The sequence below is a fragment of the Anabaenopsis sp. NIES-4685 genome (assembly GCF_059725405.1).
On the sequence record NZ_AP043602.1, the window covers coordinates 1014895 to 1033071 of the forward strand.

Genomic DNA, 18177 nt, shown 5'->3' on the forward strand with positions numbered 1-18177 from the left:
ATCAACTGGTTATGGTTGGATGTGATGAAGCTGGGAAATCAAATATTGTGTTACCAGGGTCGGCTGTTCCGCTTGGATGATAGCTCGTACCACCGCTACACGTTCCGCCCCCGCTGCGATCACATCATTGATATTATTTGTATCTATACCCCCAATGGCAAACCAAGGAATTGAGCTATGTTGGGCGGCATAGGTAACATATTGTAAGCCCGCTGCTGGCTTATTTGCTTTCGTGGGGGTTTCATAAACTGGACCCACACCAATATAATCTGCACCTTCAGCAATTGCCTTTTGCATTTCTTCAGGATTGGTAGTAGAACGCCCTATTAAACGTTGGTGTCCTAGTAATTGTCTAGCCATGGCAATAGGCATATCTTGTTGTCCCAAATGTACACCATCTGCATCCACCGCCAAAGCTAGATCCACTCTGTCATTAACGATAAATAAAGCACCGTAGGAATGACATAATTCCCTTAATCTTGTCGCCCGTTCCACACGTATATAATCATCAGCAGTTTTCTCCCGGTATTGCACAAGGCTTAATCCAGCCTTGAGAGCAGCTTCCACCTGTGGGAGTAAATTTTCTGCGGGAGCAGTCACTAGATATAACTGCGATCGCCACAGTAGTTGATGACGCTGGTAGCCCATTAAACTAGTTTCTAGAGTATAAACACGATAACGCATCTGCTTCAAAGCTTTACCCATATCGGGATGGTAAAGCTTACCGTATTCTTCGAGCACCCGCATTGCTTCTTGGACACGACAAAAGTTTGCTTGTAATAGCGCCCCAATGCTAGAGCGTTGTTCTTCCTGCGGATGGGTCAATTCCGTACCCGGATCACCGGGTGTATCTCGCGCCGCCCGCAGTTCCGCAGTATGCCAATGAGCCAATTCTTGACGCAGGTACTTGCATTCCCCAACTAATTGCGCGTTATTTAACCCAAAGCGACACCATTCTTCTATAATTCGCAATCCTTCCCGGGATCGGTCTAGATTAGCATCTAAAATCCGGTAAACAGCTGGCTGTATTTGCGCTTTTTGGCTGTTTGGCTCCACCATAACAACAACCCTATTATTACTTGCATTAAGTGGGGTAATATCAAAACTTTGAGACATTTTGATCAAAAATTTCTAGTACGGTAATATCAAAAATAAGTACAAATTTAATATAATTTTATACATACTTTACTTGCTAGATAGATGAAACAGCAAAGATTTAAGAACGATATTATCATATATCTTAAACTGAACAACAAGCATATATTCAGCAATTCACCTGCATAACACACAAAATATCTTTTTTTCTTTAATAGAGAATTATTTATCAGCAGGTCTAGTAACTTTTATTGTGTAATTTATTTGGGCAAAGTCAATCAATCATTTGCATCAAGTCCAATCCCCAACAGCTATTGCACAGCTAATAAAAGAATTGCATAGCTCAATGTACCACAAGCAAATGCCCAAAAACAGCTTTCCCTCTCTTCTGGTAGTTCTTCCTTCAGAACATTGAGGACAATACCACCAGCTAAAAACGCAAATAAAACCGCAACAATAGCCTGATTAATTTCCGTAACTGAGCCCAGAAACCAACCCACAATTATCGCTATTGACAACAGCCAACGACCAATTTTGTCATAGATCCTTTTGTGATGTTGACGCAAACCATGATCGTTAACCACAAAATGCAGCGCCATGGCCAAAGAAAATAATAATAAACCCTTAATATTTGAGTTCTCTCGTTGTACTAGCAAATACCCAATTAAGACATTATAAATCGCAAAAGCAGCAATATGTAGGAAAAAAAAATCTGTCGGCTTTCCTGTTGTTTCACTCTCTGCAAGTGAAGTTTTCGCCAATCTCTCTAAGCCATAAAAAACCGTTAAACCTAAAAGTGCCACTATATAGACATGATGCTCTAAAAAACTCCATACCATATTTACACTGCTTTGCAGTTTTACTTGTGCTTGACTCAGTTCTGGCAAAATGTGAATAAACACATAAGCTACAGATACACCGCTACCAAAGGAGAAACCACGACTACGTGGTGTAGATTTGAGAAATCTTAGTTTAGCTGCAAATAAATGTGTGGTGGCTAAGACAATCGCCGAAATCAAAGTGTTCATGCTTACTTCTAGTATTGATTCTCACAATTACCAGGTTGATGACTGTGAGCGATCGCATAATACCAATGATTGACATTCTTCATTCTCAGGGGATAAAAACTTTAGTATAGGACTTAGACACCTGTCATAAAAAATTATATTTTTTGCTGGTATTCAGGGCTGCTCCTTACCTGATTGTGAGGATTGCACTTTCCCCCCCCAGTTAAGATATGATTACAGCTACATAAGTCCTATATTATTAGCATTTATCGAAAGTGGATTTATCCCAATTATGTATTCTCAATATTCTCAAGCAAAGCTCCTGCAATTACAGCTAACTCGCAACCTTGATCAATCAAATTCTTCCCAGGAATTAGTCTGGTTTTTGGTTTCTTCCATCTTATCTTTCACCCTAGGCTTAGGAGTAATAACTATAACTGTACTGGGTGTCGGTTCCGGTAGAGTTTCGGCTCAAATACCTCAGACCTCCCAGGGTGAAAGCACAAGGTCTGAAGTGAAAATGTTATTTGTCAACCCCCGTCTGGGAAATAACACTTCGGGTAATGGTACTCAGAGCGCTCCTTTCCAAACTATTACCCACGCCTTGCAAGTAGCGACTCCCAATACAATGATTATCCTCTTCCCTGGTAATTATACTGCTGAGACTGGGGAGATTTTTCCCCTCAACCTCAAACCGGGTGTTGTGATTCAAGGAGATAGTCCCAGCAAAGGACAGGGAATTACAATTAGAGGTGGTGGGACATTCCTTAGTCGCAGCTTTGGTGGTCAAAACGTCACTATCGTCGGTGCAGACAAGGCTGAGTTAAGTGGGGTAACGGTCACAAATCCCCAGCCCCGTGGTTATGGTTTGTGGGTTGACTCCAGCAATCCTGTGATCACAAACAATACATTTACCCGCAATACTCAGGATGGGATCTCTATCAGTGGTAACAGCTCCCCCACAATTAGGCAGAATTACTTTCATCGTAATGGGGCCAATGGTATGACCATTGGCGGTAATTCCCAGGCGCAAGTGCGGGAAAATGTTTTTGAGGAAACAGGATTTGGCATCAATATTACTGACAATGCTGCGCCCATATTGGGCAGTAATCAAATTCAAAACAATCGGTATGGCATCATAGTACAAGGTAATGCTCGGCCGATTTTACGGCAGAATTTAATTCAAGGTAGTAGGGAAGATGGTTTAGTGGTTCTCACCCCAGCAATGCCAAACCTAGGTACTATGACTGAAGTAGGTGGAAACCAATTTCGCAATAATATGGGCTATGATATTAATGCCAGTGGGAGTAACCAGAGGATTCCTGCAGTTGGTAATAACCTGTTCCCAAATCGCATTATTGGTAACGTAGACTTTCAAGCTCAAACAGCACCCATAGGTCAAAACCCTCAGCGGCCTACCCTCGCCAATCCTCCCACCCAGACAATCCCTACCAATGAAGAAATTATCTTTTCTGCTCCCAATCAGCCAAACCAAGCTAATCAATCACAGAGGAATTATCTCCAGATTGATCCTAATATTGTGGAATTTGTAGCCCCCCAGTCGCCACCTCCAGGTCAAGCACCTCCCTTTGGGGAATCACCTCTGTTACCAATTCCCAATCCCAATACTCCTCCCAATACTCCTCCCACTCAGAGCATCGCATCTACTGAAAATCCGCCGGGTTTACGCTACCGCGTTGTAGTTAATATCACAAATAATCAGGAACGAGATCTAGTGTTAAACTTAGTACCAGAAGCATTTGCTACTGTCCGGCAAGGTCGCAGAGTGATGCAAGTGGGAGTGTTTAGCGATCGCAATAATGCCGATGAAATCCTTAATGTCCTCAAAAGTTTGGGTTTAAGAACTATAATGGAACCATTAAAATGATTTGTGCGAAAGCATCACCTGTCTTGTGAAATACACTTACCTCACCCCCAAACAGTCCGGGTGAGGTTACCAGTCTTTGACTAAAAGCAGGTAAGAATTTTTATTAATAGTCAGTATAGAGTCATTCCTAAGCTATAGACGGTTATCTCTTTTCGTCCGACATCGCCTTTAGTTTTGATGTAAATGAATCAGAGTAATTGCCGGTTGCTGGAGTAAATTGTCCAATGGGTGGATGATTAGCAGATGATGCTATCAGCTTTGTCTGCTGGTGAGGTTTGGGTAATGGGGAATTTCTCTCATGATACCTTGGTAAGTTCAGCCTGGAATCACTACCAGACACAGCAAGGTTCACACCGGTAGATACTAATGTCCTGTTTTTCTCCTCTTCTTGTGAGTTGATCCCTTGTTGGGTGGTGGTGTGACTTTGCCTATAGCCATTTTTTAGATCATCTGGTAAGCAATTCGTTGTCACTGGTTTATCAGTAGATCCTGATCCCTGGCGAATTGGTTTGTTAATAGCAGGTAGAACTGGTGTAGCCTGTTGAGTTAAGCTTTCGGGAAATTTGCTACAAATCAGGCGTTCAAATTCCATATTGAAATGATAAATCACCTGACCGCGGCGTTGCCAAAATAGTAATATTTGTTGCACTGAGATGGCTTTATAGCGACCTTGATATAGCGCCTCAATCACTGCCAAGTGCAGCCAGTTGAGTGGATATTGGGTTTGCCAACGGTTAATCAGATCCCTGGCAGTATATCCACTGAGATCAAAACTGTAATGGGTTAATAGAGCGGCTGCCAATTCGGCAGAGATTTCTGACTCTGTGCTTAACATGGCGCTATTGGGTTCAGAATAGGGGTATAAATTGTCTAGCCATCCTTCATAGCCTATGGTGTTTTTTGGTATAGCATTCTTTCCCGAGAGTTTCCAGGCTGATCATCATACATTGTGTTTTTCATTTTACTTGTTCAACTCCTTACTCTCTAAACAATATAGGGTGAATTAATAGTTGAGGTTCGCTGGATTGCAACTAATGCCTGATAGACCATTGCGGCCACCTCCCCACGTGTTGCTTCCCTCTGGGGTACAAGTTGTTTAGGGTCAGGGTAGTTGACAACAATTCTGTGCTGTGTGGCAGTCTCCACTGCTTGACGCGCATAATCGGGAATTGTATGATCATCAGTATAAGTGAGTAAAGTATTATCGTCAGATGTTGGTAGGGTCAGTCCATTCACTAGGGAGACAATTACCTGTAACCTTTGCACATTTTGCCCGGGTCGGAAAGTGCCATCTCTAAATCCACTGACAAAGCCAGCCCTAGCGGCAATTTGCAAGGCTTGATCAGCCCAAAAATCTGGCAACACGTCTGTAAACTCAGGTGCTGGGCGTTTGGGTGCTGGCTTAAAGGCTGCGGCTACTAAAGCGGCATATTGGGCACGGGTCATGGGTTTATCGGGCTGGTAGCTACCATCAGCAAAACCACTAGTTAAATTCATCCTGGCTAATCCCCGAATAAATGGTTCTGCCCAATGTCCCATGATGTCTGTAAAGCTGGGGAGATCAATATCGGGGCTGACAATATAGGGTGAAGGGATGGCCTTTTCCTGACCGCTGGTTACTAACCCTTGATAAATTAATGCTGCCACTTCGCCACGAGTTATATCTCGCATAGGTTCTAATTCTTCTGCTTGGGGATAGTTCACCACCAGCAATGCTTGGGTAGCCACTGCTACGGCATTAATGGCATAAGTAGGGATTTGAGCGCGATCGCGGTACAGGTTCAACACCTGGGGATGACCCCCTGTGAGTTTTAACCCACTAACTATAGATACTATAGCCTGTACTCTGGTCAAATTTTGTCCGCCTCTAAACGTCCCATCAGGAAACCCACTGATAAAACCCATTTCGGCGCTTCGGTAAATCGCTGATGCTGCCCAAAAACTGGGATTTACATCCGTAAATTTACTATTAATATTTCTTGTTGGTAACTGGAAACTTTTGGCAATCATGGCTGCATACTGAGCGCGAGTCATGGCGCTATCCGGCGCAAAAGTACCATCGGGAAAGCCGCTAATGACACCCATCCTCGCCAATGCTTCCACAAAAGCTGCTGACCAATGTCCAACTAAGTCAGGAAAAATACTGCTGGCTGAGAGGCTTTGAGGATGCTCTTGGAGGACAGCTATAAAATCTACCCTACCCTTAACTTGGGTGGGATTTAATTTATTACCTGCTGAAACCAGTGTTTCTGGTGTGGTATTGTGTAAATCGAATTGACCGTTATACTCAAAAATATTCCCAGCTGGGTCTTGGTTATTGCCTAAATCAGGAATGGCGTTACCATTAACTAACATCCCCCCCTGGGTATTTTGTGTAATTCGATTCTGACGCAGTACAGGTCTAGCGTGGCGAGACAGGGCGATCGCTAGACGGTTATTTGATATGATGTTATTTGCTATTAATGGAGCGGCATAGTCACTGATGGCAATACCCAAGGGGTTTTGCTCAAAGACATTCCGCCGCACTTCACCCTTACTATGACGCGCCATCATCAAGCCACTGGCAGCATTTTGCCTGAAGACATTATCTACAATGGCGGGTTTAGCAGTATCAGTGACAAATATACCTTCTCTACCACAGTTAGTTAAAGTATTGTTAGCCACATTTTTTGCTGACGATGAAATCCAGACCCCAGTCCCTTTAGACATAGGGTTAATCACAGTCACACCCAAGAGACTGGCATTATCTTGCAACAGTAATGTGATATTTTGTCTACCAAAACTAGAAGTTTGATACTCACCACTCCCGGAAATCACAATCCCCACACCTTTTTTCGCTTCGTTACCTACTAATGTCACCCCCGCAGAAATAACTAGGGGAAACACCTCACCATTGGCCACACTATAAGTCCCAGATGTCAACTGAATAATTAGGGGTGTTTTGGTGGCCTTTAAAGCCCGGGTGAGAGTTCTAAAGGGACTAGACCGAGAACCAGGATTAGTATCATTCCCTTGGATAGGATTGACATAGAATTTGGTCACGAAAGTAGAGTTCACCATTGATAATTTCGATGCAATTGTTTAAGTTATGGTATTCCAGTCATGAATCATAACTTATACCAATTTTGGCGAAAACTGCACTTAAACGAATTTATATCATATGGCTAGGCTAACCAGCTTGACTAGTTCTATGGTTATATGTGTAATTGTACGCCTGACCTACCCCGGGTTCCCAGGACAAACTTTTGATTTATCTCCGTTTATCTGTGGTGAATAAACAAAAAAATTAGGAGAGCTCATGGGCAGCTCTCCAGATCATTAGGGTTCATCTACAATACATAGAATAGCCTTTAAGGGGTGAGGGGTGTAACCTATTTTTCTATCTTTTTGTAAAGAATTGATGAAGAATTAGGTTAAAAAACAGTAAAGACTGGATTTGATTGTTTCGGTTCCCCATTCCCCATTCCCCATTCCCTGTTCCCCATTCCCCATTCCCCATTCCCTGTTCCCTGTTCCCTGTTCCCTAAGATAAAAATTGCCTGTGGAAAACTTATCAAACAACCTCTTAGGTCCCCCTCCCTTTACAAGGGGAGGGTTAGGGTGGGGTCAAACAATATTTAATACACTAATCATGACTTGACAAACATCCTCTAAGAATTTAGTTTTTTCTCAACTAATTCATTAGTTAGTTGAGGATCGGCTCGTTTGTCGGTTTTCTTCAAAACCTGTCCCACAAAGAAGCCTTTCAGCTTAGTATTACCATTGCGATACTTCTCTAGTTCTTTGGGATTAGCAGCGATCGCCTCATCAATGATCGGTTCTAGTACACTAGGATCAGTGATTAACTCCTGACCTGCAAAAGCCTCCTCTGGGGAAATACCAGTCAGCAAATCCGCCAGCTTTTGTTTAGCTTGGGCATTGCTGATTTTACCAGATTCAATTCGATTAATCACCTCAGCTAAATTGGCGGGAGTTAGGCCAATTTCCGTAATACTCAGCTTCTGCTTGTTGAGGTATGCGGCGATGTCTTGAGTAATCCAGTTAGCAGCAGCTTTGGGATTACCCCCAGCAACAATCACACCTTCAAAATAATCTGCTACCGTGCGGTCTTCTGTCAACACCCGCGTATCATAAGCTGAAAGCCCTAAATCACTTTCATAACGATGACGTTTTTGGGCTGGTAGTTCGGGAAGTTCCCCTCGCCATTCCTCTAATTGGGACTGGGATACCTCAATCGGTGCTAAATCTGGTTCGGGGAAATAGCGGTAATCACTAGAACCTTCTTTCACCCGCATACTAATCGTACGTTGAGCGCCTTCTTCCCATAGGCGAGTTTCTTGGATAATCCGCTCCCCTGCTTCTATGGCTGCAATTTGGCGCTCAATCTCATAATCAATGGCTCTTTGAATGGCGTTGAAGGAGTTCATATTTTTAATTTCTACCTTAACGCCAAACTTCTGTTGTCCCACTGGACGCACAGAGATATTCACATCACAGCGTAGAGAACCTTCTTGCATATTGCCATCACTCACACCAAGATAACGCATAATTCGGCGTAATTCTTGGGCATATTCCGCAGCTTCTTCACCAGAACGCAAGTCAGGCTCAGAAACAATTTCTACTAATGGCACACCGGCGCGATTATAGTCTACCAGAGAATAGCTAGAACCAGACAGGCGATCGCTCCCCGCGTGTACCAGTTTTCCTGCATCTTCCTCCATGTGCAACCGAGTCACACCAATGCGTTTACGAATCGGTTCCCCCTCAGCATTTACCAATTCGATTTCTAACCAACCATGTTCCGCAATCGGCAGGTCATATTGAGAAATTTGGTAATTTTTGGGCAGATCAGGATAAAAATACTGTTTACGGTCAAATTTACTATACTTAGCAATTTGGCAATTCAAAGCCAAACCCGCCTTTACCGCATATTCTAGGACTTTTTCATTCAGTACAGGTAAAACTCCAGGTAAGCCCATACACACGGGGTCAATGTTAGTATTGGGATCAGCACCGAAAGCAGTGGAGCTATTAGAGAAAATCTTGGTATTGGTGCTCAGTTGACAATGGGTTTCTAGACCTATAATCGCTTCGTACTCAGTTTTTACAGTTGTGGCAGCAGTCATACTATAATATTGCTAGTCATACCAAATATTATTAGTTTAGCGATAAATCTCTATCTTGCTCAAATTATTCTCTTGTTAGAATACTTTTTTATCTAATATCTTACAGTTAATGCTGCCCATGAAAAACCAGCCGCACTACTAGCTAACACCACGATATTTCCAGGCTTTATTTTATTTGCTTCTAGAGTTTTTGCCAAGCCAAATATAGTATCTACAGCACCCAGATGACCATATTCAGGCAAAGAAATCAATGTCTGCTCATCCTTTAAATTCAAAGATTCTAAAATTGCTTTAGATAAACTTTTTTTGACTTGATTAGTTAATAAAAAGTCCACATCTTTGATTGAATAACCGCTTTTCTCTAAAGACCTGTGAATCACTTTACCATAGTTTTATAAATAGACATCCTGTAAGATTCTTTCTAGTTCTTTAGGGTCTTCAACCTTTAAATAATTTAGTTCATCCTTAATTGGTTTACCTCCCACCGGAAACTTAGTTCCTGCTGAGGATACCTTCAGACAATCTACTAACTTTCCATTGGTGATCCCGTGATAAGAGAGAATTTCATTACTTAATTCTCCTTTTTTCAGAATCACTGCTGCTGCACCATCACCCATGATAAATGTTGATAAATTATTCACATCTGAATAATCTAACAGCATAGATAATTTATCACTACAGACTACTAATGCATAACATAAATCATTATCTGCCAGTAACATATTTCTGCAAATATGTATCCCTAAATTCCCACTATTACAAAAATTTTTCACTTCAAATGCAAAAGCGTTTTCTGCCCCAAGTGCATCTTGAATTTTTGCAGCAGGAGACCAAAATCTATAATCATAATCTCCCGCAGCACAATAAGCAATAATATCAATTTCACACGCTGTAATTTTTGCCTGCTCTATAGCCCCTAATGCTGCTTTAATTCCCATATCACTGGGATGTTCATCTTTACCTGCAACTGGTTTCTGTTTGATCCCAATCTTGTCAGTGAAAATAAACTCAGGTAACTGAGATAGTTTTGACATTTCCTTACTGGTTAAAATTCCTGGGGGAATGTAATAACCAATAGATGTGATACCAACGGTTTGTTTGCTCATCTATAATCCTCCCATGTTTCCTTTGAATATTTTCAATTTTTTAATATGGAAAATGAAAGGAATATAGTGATGGTTCTATTCAGAAATAATTTCCTTAAAGCTTTTATCATCGGCAATTTCATCAAAATCAATGTCAAATCCTGCATCTTCCTTATAACTGGGATTGAGTTCAATGGCTTTTTGCAGATTTGTCAATGCTAACTTTAGTTGTCTTTGCAGAGCATAGCAAGCGGCTTTATTATAATAAGCACTCCCATAGTTGGGATTAATTTCTAACGCCTTGTCAAAACTGGCGATCGCTTCGTCATCTTCTCCCAATCTGACCAAAGTATAACCCCGTTTATCCCACACCTTGGCAGAATTAGGATTAATTTTGATAGCTTGGTCAAAACTAGCCATGGCATCTTCATATCTTTCTAATTCTATCAAAGAAAGACCACGATTTAACCAAGCCACCGGATCATCACCCTTGACTTGAGTAGCTTGGTCAAAAGATGTAAAAGCCTGTTGATGCTGTCCTAGTTTACCAAAAGCCACACCGCGATCGCACCAAGCCTGGTGATAATCTGGGCGAATTTCAATGGCCTTGTCATAGGAAGCAATAGCATCTTGGTAACGTTGTAATCTTCCTAAAGTTAAACCTCGTTTTAACCAAGCCAGGGAATTATCTGGCTGATTTTTCACCACCTGATTATAAACTGCGATCGCCTCGGTATATTTCCCTTGAGTAAATAAATCTTCTGCTTGTTGAAAGTCATCATTAACTGACTCTGAACCTTGTAGCTGCACCTGTGACTCTTCAGACTGGATTAATTCCTGTAAAATCATCTCCTGGCGATGTGCAGCATCCAACTGTAACTTAGAAAGTTGAGATCCAAAATCCCTCTCTAATTTTTCCAGCTTTTCCAGAATCAACAGCTTTTGCTCTTGAGCATGAAATTGTAAATCTGAAAATTGCTCTGTCAACTCCCCTGCTGATGCTTCTAAATTGGTAACAATTAGCGCTTTGCGGTTTTGAGCCTCCAACTGTAACTCAGATAATTCACCCGCAAATTCTGAATGTAATTCCGTCAGACTTTCCAGGAGAGTATCCTTATGTGATTCTACCCCAGACTGTAATACAGCGATTTGAGCCTTAAATAAATTTTCTAACTCCCTTAAACTATCTAGGGTTTTATCTTTTTCCTGCTGCGCATCTACCTGTAACTTTCCTAAACTCTCAAAAATATTATCTTTTCCTTGCCGAACCTCAGACTGCCAGTGAGATATTTCTCCTTGAAATAATCTTTCTAATTCTCTAATATTCTCTAGAATATCATTCTTTTGGTTTTCAGCATCACCATATACTTTAATCAGATTTGCCACAGTGTGATCTTTCTCTGATTGAGTCTGAGACCGTAACTGAGAAAGTTCTGCCACAAATTCACTCCTAGATGCTTCTAAATCTTCCAGAGTGAGATTCTTTTTTTGTTCAGCCTCTAACTGCAAATTCTCTAGTTTATGGATAAAGTCAGACTCTAGATTTTCTAAACCTTCTATGATTCTATCTCTTGTTTGTTCTGCTGCTAACTGCAACTGAGAGACTTTGACTGTAAAATCAGACTCTAAATTATCTTCAATCTCTTTAATTGTCGTTTTTAATTCTCCTAGGATGGCATCTTTTGACTGCACCATTTCCGATGCTAAATTAGCTAAATTCTCTTGTTGTCTTTGTATATTATGTTGCAAGTTCAAAAGTTCTGTTTCCAATTCACGATTTCTCTGTTTAGATTCTCCAATCAGATTTTCCGCATCTTGCTTGACAATAATCAGCTGGTTTTGGAGATTTTCTAACCCGTCTAGCTGTGCCATTGCTCTATGAACAATCTCACGAATTGCTACCCGGCGCAACAGCCAGAATAAAGCAATTACCGACACAGGAAATAAACTCAAGATCACTAACCACAGACTCCACAAGACATTTGTGTTATTCAAACCTGGTTCCACTCCCGGGGAAACTCGCTCTGGAGTAAGCTGTTGTGCTTGCAACTTCTGAGCAGATATTACCTCAGCCCTATTCAGTGCTGTGGAAACGGATGGCCTGGTTTGTCCAGTAGCAATACCAGCAGAGAGCAGCAAGGGCGAAAAGACAATAGCGCTTTTCAATACTAAAGTGAGGACAACTTGATTTTTGCGCTTCATAAGAACCATCCTGATTCTGGGGTCAGTTTTTTTGCAGTGGGTGGCTTATCTCCAATCTATACCAGAATTCAATTCTCACCGAAGACTTCCCCCCCGCAAGTCCCTAAATTAATTTATTGCGGGTAACCTGGTTGGTGGAGCAGTCGGTTATGATATTATGGAGATGGTGAGTGCAAAGTCAGCGCACCTGTCTTAGAACAGAGACTAGGGAAGCCACAAACCCAAATATTAAATTAAGAGGAAATCATTATCGTAGTTAAAAAACAACTGATCAACTCCCAAATTAAATCCAATCAAGTCTACTTGATTGATCATGAGAATAATAACCGTGGTCTTGTTGATACTGCTGAGGCGCTAGAGCTAGCAGAAACTCTAGAGCTTGACCTGGTTGTGGTGTCGGAAAGTAAAGAGGTACCGGTTGCCAAGATTGTCAACTATGGTAAGCTCCAGTATCAAAAGAAAAAACGTCAGACCCAGAGCGCTAGACCCACTGTCAAAGAGGTTCGCTTACGTCCCAATGTGGGTTTAGCTGATTATAATTTACGGATAGCACAAGCAACTCAATGGTTGAGCAAAGGCGATTCTGTCAAATTCGCCATTCGCTTACGAGGAAGAGAGCATCAACACCGCGAACAAGCAGGAGAGATGTTAGACCGCATTGTTAGCGCTTTGAGTGAGGTGGGAAAAGTCCAATCCCTCGATAAACGCTCACTAGTCCTTCAAGTAGTTCCAGCATAAACTACCCACATTTGGCTTCGCCTGAACTGTGGGGTTTTACCCACCGACATCAATATGTTCCCTGAGCGCAGTCGAAGGAATATCAGGGGGAGGAGTTTAAGGGGTCGGTACTTTTGAAGTTTACTACTACTTCATCCTTGAGTGGCTCTCACTGCTTCCATTCCAGATATTGATGACTTTTTGGAATCGTTCTACTTCGGTGATTTCACCCCGTTGATAGCGGTTTTCTGTAGCTCTGATTTGTGCTGCTTCTAGGAGCGATCGCTTGGTGGGTGGAATCATTAAATCATCCACACTAATGGACTTTACTAATTGGTTTTTTTTCTCTGGTTTTTTGATATAAGCAGCCGGTAGCGTTTGCTGATAAATTTAATTTAATAACCTTGAAAGTAGGCGACGGGCTGCGACACTAAGGGCGATCGTTAATATAAGTTTGCCTGCTGTTCCACTAGCGGGGCTGTCATTCACTTCTTCTCTGTGAGAATAGGTGTGGATTAATAACGCCTTCGCCAAATCTTGATGGTGTTATCGCTACTCCCAGAGGCTAAGGTTTTACCATCCGGGCTGAAGGTTACTGAAGTAACCCTGTCTGAATGTCCGGTGAGGGTGGCTATTAACGGATGGGTTGCTACATTCCACACTTTGATGGTGTCATCCTCACTCCCAGAAGCTAAGATTTTACCATCTGGGCTGAATGCTACTGAAGTAACCTCATCTGAATGTCCCATAAGTATGGCGATTTCTTCTTGGGTTGCTACATCCCACACTTTGATGGTGTCATCCACACTCCCAGAAGCTAAGGTTTTACCATCCGGGCTGAAGGCTACTGAATAAACGTAATGTGAATGTCCCGTGAGTGTGGCGATTTCCCTTCCCGTGGCGACATCCCACACTTTGATGGTTTCATCATCACTCCCAGAGGCTAAGGTTTTACCATCCGGGCTGAATGCTACTGAATTAACGTCACCTGAATGTCCCGTGAGTGTGGCGATTTCTCGCCGAGTGGGGACATCCCACAATTTGATGGTGTTATCCCAACTCCCAGAAGCTAAGGTGCGACGATTAGGGCTGAAGGCGACTGAATTAACCCCACTTGAATGTCCGGTGAGTGTAGCGATTTCCTGACGGGTGGCGACATTCCACAGTTTGATGGTTTTATCCACACTCCCAGAAGCTAAGATTTTACCATCTGGGCTTAAGGCTACTGAAGTAACGTGATCTGAATGACCGGTGAGTGTGGCGATTTCCTGTTGAGTGGCGACATTCCACAGTTTGATGGTGCTATCCCTACTTCCAGAAGCTAAGATTTTACCATCTGGGCTGAAGGCTACTGAAGTAACCTTATCTGAATGTCCCACAAGTATGGCGATTTCCTCTTGGGTTGCTACATCCCACAGTTTGATTTCATCCCAACACCCAAAGGCTAAGGTTTTACCATCTGGACTGAATGCTACTGAAGTAACGTTCCATGAATGTCCGGTGAGGGTGGCTATTAACGGATGGGTTGCTACATTCCACAGTTTGATGGTTTTATCCTCACTCCCAGAAGCTAAGATTTTACCATCTGGGCTGAAGGCTACTGAAGTAACCTCATCTGAATGTCCCACAAGTATGGCGATTTTCCTTCCCGTGGCGACATCCCACAGTTTGATGGTTTCATCATCACTCCCAGTGGCTAAGGTTTTACCATCCGGGCTCAAGGCTATTGAAGTAACGTCATCTGAATCTCTGGTGGCGATTTCCTCTTGGGTTGCTACATCCCACACTTTGATAGTCCAATCCCAACTCCCAGAAGCTAAGGTTTTACCATCCGGGCTGAAGGCTACTGAACGAACCCCCAGAGAATGTCCCGTGAGGGTGGCGATTGACCCCTCCGTGGCGATATCCCACAGTTTGATGGTTTCATCATCACTCCCAGAAGCTAAGGTTTTACCATCCGGGCTGAAGGCTACTGAAGTAACGTCATCTGAATGTCCTGTGAGAGTAGCGATTTCTCGCCGAGTGGGGACATCCCACAATTTGATGGTGTTATCTTCAAAACTACTAGAGGCTAAGGTTTTACCATCCGGGCTGAAGGCTACTGAAAGAACCCCACTTGAATGTCCCGTGAGTGTGGCGATTTTCTCTTGGGTGGCGACATCCCACAGTTTGATAGTCCAATCCCAACCGCCAGAAGCTAAGGTTTTACCATCCGGGCTGAAAGTTACTGAATTAACCCCAAATAAATGTCCTGTGAGGGTATATTTTAACTCCCATGATGTTAGTGATTTTTCTGCTTGATAAGCGTTTACAGACTCAATTAACTCGCCATATTTAGAGCGCAAGAGATTATAAGCCGCATCCTTGACATCGGTTGATTCATCTGTGGTTAAAGCTTGGAGAAGTAATTTAACCCCATCATCTCCATAGTTTAATGCTTGGGATATCGCATTTATCCTCACCTTGGGGTCAGGGTTCTTATATCTCTGCTGCTCCTCTTGGATTCCCCCTAAGACCAGGGCATTTTCTGGAGCGTTACTAGTACCACCTAGTAGTACATCAAATTCCCCTGGTTGTGGCTCGTTCATGATAGGTTACCACTGGTAGTTAATTTAGTCTTGGGGACATTATATAATGAGGTGTTACGCGATACTTATTAGGTGGAAAGGTAATTAGGCGGGGTTCAATCAAACTTGAATGACTTGACTTTCTTCTACTGGCGATAATTGTAGTGTGGATACTAAAACCTGTTCAGTGCTTACTTTCAGGTATCTTTGCAGCTACAGTGAGTTTAAAATCTCAATTGCTTCTTGATAATCAGCGGTACGACCTTGAGCGAGGAATAATTGCGCTGCTCTTTGGAAGTTTTCCCTGGCTTTGTTGATATCTCCTAGCCCAAAGTAAACACCACCGCGACCGAAGTAAGCTAGAGCAGAATTAGGATTAAGTTAAAAATACCCCAAATCTCGCCAAATGCTAACACATCCCCTTGGCGGTATTTGGCGATGTTATAAAAAAAACGATTACGTCAAATTTCCGAGACATTCATCTATGTTGCTATGATTTGACGGCTGGCATAATTTTTAGCCTTCTCTGACTTTTAAAACATCCTCTAAATAACTTTAGGATCTACAGGATCGCTCACGGCAATACTTCTCCAAATTGTTTAAAAGCTGAGTTACTATCCCATACAGTTTAGCGTCTCCTTGTTCTTTGTATAGTTGTTGTGCCATTGTAAGATTATCTGTGGCTTGGCTAATATATCCCAGCCGATAATATATAAAACCTTTACCGCTGTAACCATGAGCATTATTAGGATCAAGGGCAATAGCTCTGTTAAATTCAGCTAAAGCTAAATTCCATTTTTTCTGACGAGAAAATTCTTGACCGCGCCCAATGTGAGTTCTAGCTCTATCTAACTCAGACTGACTTTGACTGTAAAGTACTGGAGTCCTTTTAAAACTGTTTTGATTAGTTTGACTCCAAGTGGGAGTAGCACTGAGGGTGAATGTCAGTGTTGTTAAGCCTACAGCCCTAGTTAATCCTATTAATTGCATGGGTTTTACCTTTGATGGTTAGTTGAATATTTAACGGTATGCGTACTTATAAGAAGAAACAGCAAAAGTTTAAATAGATGAAATTTATAATACCACGCTCAAATGGAAATAATAAAATAAATGTGTCATTTATTTTATTCAACCTCAGTGATACTATTTAAGTAATCTGGTCATCTATCTAAAGATAGATTTAAAAAAACATAAAATTTTTACAGTGGTATTGCACTAAATATTTATGGTGAGGTTTGACCCCACCCTTACAAAGGCTATTCATTACCCACATTTTTCTTAACAATCTTGAAACATTTATGTGGCAACGGTTTCAAGGCTTGAAAATTTCCCTACTCTTGACAAAATGTACCTTATTCTTCTTGATAAAAACCTTATTTTCTTGAGAATCATCAACGGAGGATTAAGGTTTGGGGGTTTGCGAGCGATCGCTCTCACGAATGTTAAGAAAGATCCGGGTAATGGATAGCCTTACAAAGGGAGGGGGCTATATGGAATGGCGATCGCCTTTAACACCAGCGCTTCGCTATCGCATCCGGTCAAAACCATCCAATATATGATCTTCGGTGTCAGATTTATCTGACTTTAGCTTTCAGACGGGGGTTTCTAACCCCCGGCTCCCCCTGTAGCATCAATTAGACGAAACAAGTTAAAATTGATCTAAGAGGTAAGCTATATGTAAAAAACAATTCCAGAAATTTATTCACAGAATACTTGCTTTATTGAATCATCAGGAAAAATCATCATGGGAAAATCAGCCCTAAAGCTAATCACAGTTGATGAATTTATTGCTGAATACGGCGATCAAGAAAATTACGAACTAATTGATGGGGAATTAATCGAAGTGGAACCAACCGGACCCCATGAGCAGGTATCATCCGTAATTGGGCGCAAACTTAACGTAGAAATTGATCATCAGGACTTACCATACTTTATCCCCCATCGCTGCTTAATTAAACTATTAGGAACAAATACAGCATTTCGTCCCGATGTTATTGTCCTAGACCAAACACAACTAATCAATGAGCCATTGTGGCAACAAGAACCAGTCATTACATCAGGTAAATCTATCAAACTAATAGCTGAAGTCGTCAGTACAAATTGGCAAAATGACTACGCCCGTAAAGTCGAAGATTACGCCTTACTGGGTGTCTCGGAATATTGGATAGTTGATTATTTGGGTATAGGTGGTAGAGACTATATTGGCAAAATCAAGCAGCCTACTGTTACAATTTGTACATTATTAGAGGATGAGTATCAAAAGCGATTGTTTCAAAACAACGATCAATTGGTATCCTCGATCTTTCCTAATTTGCAATTAGCAGCAAAACAAGTCTTTACCGCTGGAGTATCCCCATACAATCAGGACTTACGCAAAACACAACAAAAGTAGGGGTAATTCATGAATCACCCCTACATCAGAACCAGGTTTTTAGTCCAATCTTACTTAAGTCCTATTTAAGTCTGGCTTTTTTGCTCAAGTATCAAAAG

Annotated in this window: 14 protein-coding genes and 2 pseudogenes; 4 read left to right on the top strand and 12 right to left on the bottom strand. The window is 41.9% G+C overall.

Annotated elements, in window-relative coordinates; translation table 11 throughout:
* Positions 1 to 9: 9 nt before the first annotated feature.
* Positions 10 to 1116 carry a thiamine phosphate synthase gene (locus AC6IZ0_RS04335; RefSeq protein ID WP_497725213.1) on the bottom strand — a complete coding sequence of 369 codons (1107 nt, stop codon included), beginning with the start codon at positions 1114 to 1116 and terminating at the stop codon, positions 10 to 12.
* Between the two features lie 290 nt (positions 1117 to 1406).
* On the bottom strand, positions 1407 to 2123 hold the full coding sequence (locus AC6IZ0_RS04340) for a hypothetical protein (protein ID WP_497725214.1): 717 nt from the start codon (positions 2121 to 2123) through the stop codon (positions 1407 to 1409).
* Between the two features lie 271 nt (positions 2124 to 2394).
* On the opposite strand from AC6IZ0_RS04340, the gene AC6IZ0_RS04345 reads away from it, so the two are divergent.
* Positions 2395 to 3990, top strand: coding sequence for a DUF1565 domain-containing protein (locus AC6IZ0_RS04345; protein WP_497725215.1), 1596 nt, complete (start codon positions 2395 to 2397; stop codon positions 3988 to 3990).
* A gap of 142 nt (positions 3991 to 4132) precedes the next feature.
* On the opposite strand, the gene AC6IZ0_RS04350 is transcribed toward AC6IZ0_RS04345, so the two are convergent.
* From AC6IZ0_RS04350 to AC6IZ0_RS04375, 6 genes are all read right to left on the bottom strand, one after another.
* Positions 4133 to 4825: a hypothetical protein gene (locus AC6IZ0_RS04350; RefSeq protein ID WP_497725216.1), complete on the bottom strand. Its 693-nt coding sequence runs from the start codon at positions 4823 to 4825 to the stop codon at positions 4133 to 4135.
* Positions 4826 to 4974: 149 nt separating this feature from the next.
* On the bottom strand, positions 4975 to 7050 hold the full coding sequence (locus tag AC6IZ0_RS04355) for an S-layer homology domain-containing protein (protein ID WP_497725217.1): 2076 nt from the start codon (positions 7048 to 7050) through the stop codon (positions 4975 to 4977).
* Between the two features lie 590 nt (positions 7051 to 7640).
* Complete coding sequence (gatB, locus tag AC6IZ0_RS04360; RefSeq protein ID WP_497725218.1) at positions 7641 to 9116, bottom strand: Asp-tRNA(Asn)/Glu-tRNA(Gln) amidotransferase subunit GatB; 1476 nt, start codon at positions 9114 to 9116, stop codon at positions 7641 to 7643.
* 92 nt (positions 9117 to 9208) lie between these two features.
* A complete protein-coding gene (locus AC6IZ0_RS04365; RefSeq protein WP_497725219.1) occupies positions 9209 to 9496 on the bottom strand; it encodes a 3-oxoacyl-[acyl-carrier-protein] synthase III C-terminal domain-containing protein in 288 nt (95 codons plus the stop codon).
* 12 nt (positions 9497 to 9508) lie between these two features.
* Entirely contained in the window at positions 9509 to 10222 is a 714-nt protein-coding gene (locus tag AC6IZ0_RS04370; protein ID WP_497725220.1) for a hypothetical protein, read from the bottom strand.
* A gap of 75 nt (positions 10223 to 10297) precedes the next feature.
* Entirely contained in the window at positions 10298 to 12403 is a 2106-nt protein-coding gene (locus tag AC6IZ0_RS04375) for a tetratricopeptide repeat protein (protein ID WP_497725221.1), read from the bottom strand.
* A 303-nt stretch (positions 12404 to 12706) separates the two neighbouring features.
* Here AC6IZ0_RS04375 and infC point away from each other — a divergent pair, with 303 nt between their 5' ends.
* Positions 12707 to 13141: a translation initiation factor IF-3 gene (infC, locus tag AC6IZ0_RS04380; protein ID WP_497725222.1), complete on the top strand. Its 435-nt coding sequence runs from the start codon at positions 12707 to 12709 to the stop codon at positions 13139 to 13141.
* Between the two features lie 91 nt (positions 13142 to 13232).
* Here infC and AC6IZ0_RS04385 read toward each other — a convergent pair.
* The 4 genes and pseudogenes from AC6IZ0_RS04385 to AC6IZ0_RS04400 all read right to left on the bottom strand — a co-directional run.
* A pseudogene (locus tag AC6IZ0_RS04385) lies at positions 13233 to 13444 on the bottom strand (hypothetical protein); the annotation flags it as partial.
* 191 nt (positions 13445 to 13635) lie between these two features.
* Positions 13636 to 15708 (bottom strand): WD40 repeat domain-containing protein, encoded by a 2073-nt coding sequence (locus AC6IZ0_RS04390; RefSeq protein ID WP_497725223.1) that lies wholly within the window; start codon positions 15706 to 15708, stop codon positions 13636 to 13638.
* 192 nt (positions 15709 to 15900) lie between these two features.
* A pseudogene (locus AC6IZ0_RS04395) lies at positions 15901 to 16011 on the bottom strand (hypothetical protein); the annotation flags it as partial.
* A 231-nt stretch (positions 16012 to 16242) separates the two neighbouring features.
* Positions 16243 to 16677: a tetratricopeptide repeat protein gene (locus tag AC6IZ0_RS04400; protein ID WP_497725224.1), complete on the bottom strand. Its 435-nt coding sequence runs from the start codon at positions 16675 to 16677 to the stop codon at positions 16243 to 16245.
* A 419-nt stretch (positions 16678 to 17096) separates the two neighbouring features.
* Here AC6IZ0_RS04400 and AC6IZ0_RS04405 point away from each other — a divergent pair, with 419 nt between their 5' ends.
* Both AC6IZ0_RS04405 and AC6IZ0_RS04410 read left to right on the top strand, forming a co-directional pair.
* Positions 17097 to 17246, top strand: coding sequence for a hypothetical protein (locus tag AC6IZ0_RS04405; protein WP_497725225.1), 150 nt, complete (start codon positions 17097 to 17099; stop codon positions 17244 to 17246).
* Between the two features lie 185 nt (positions 17247 to 17431).
* The gene (locus AC6IZ0_RS04410) at positions 17432 to 18079 is read left to right on the top strand and encodes a Uma2 family endonuclease (RefSeq protein ID WP_497725226.1); all 648 of its coding nucleotides are present in this window, start codon (positions 17432 to 17434) and stop codon (positions 18077 to 18079) included.
* Positions 18080 to 18177 lie beyond the last annotated feature (98 nt).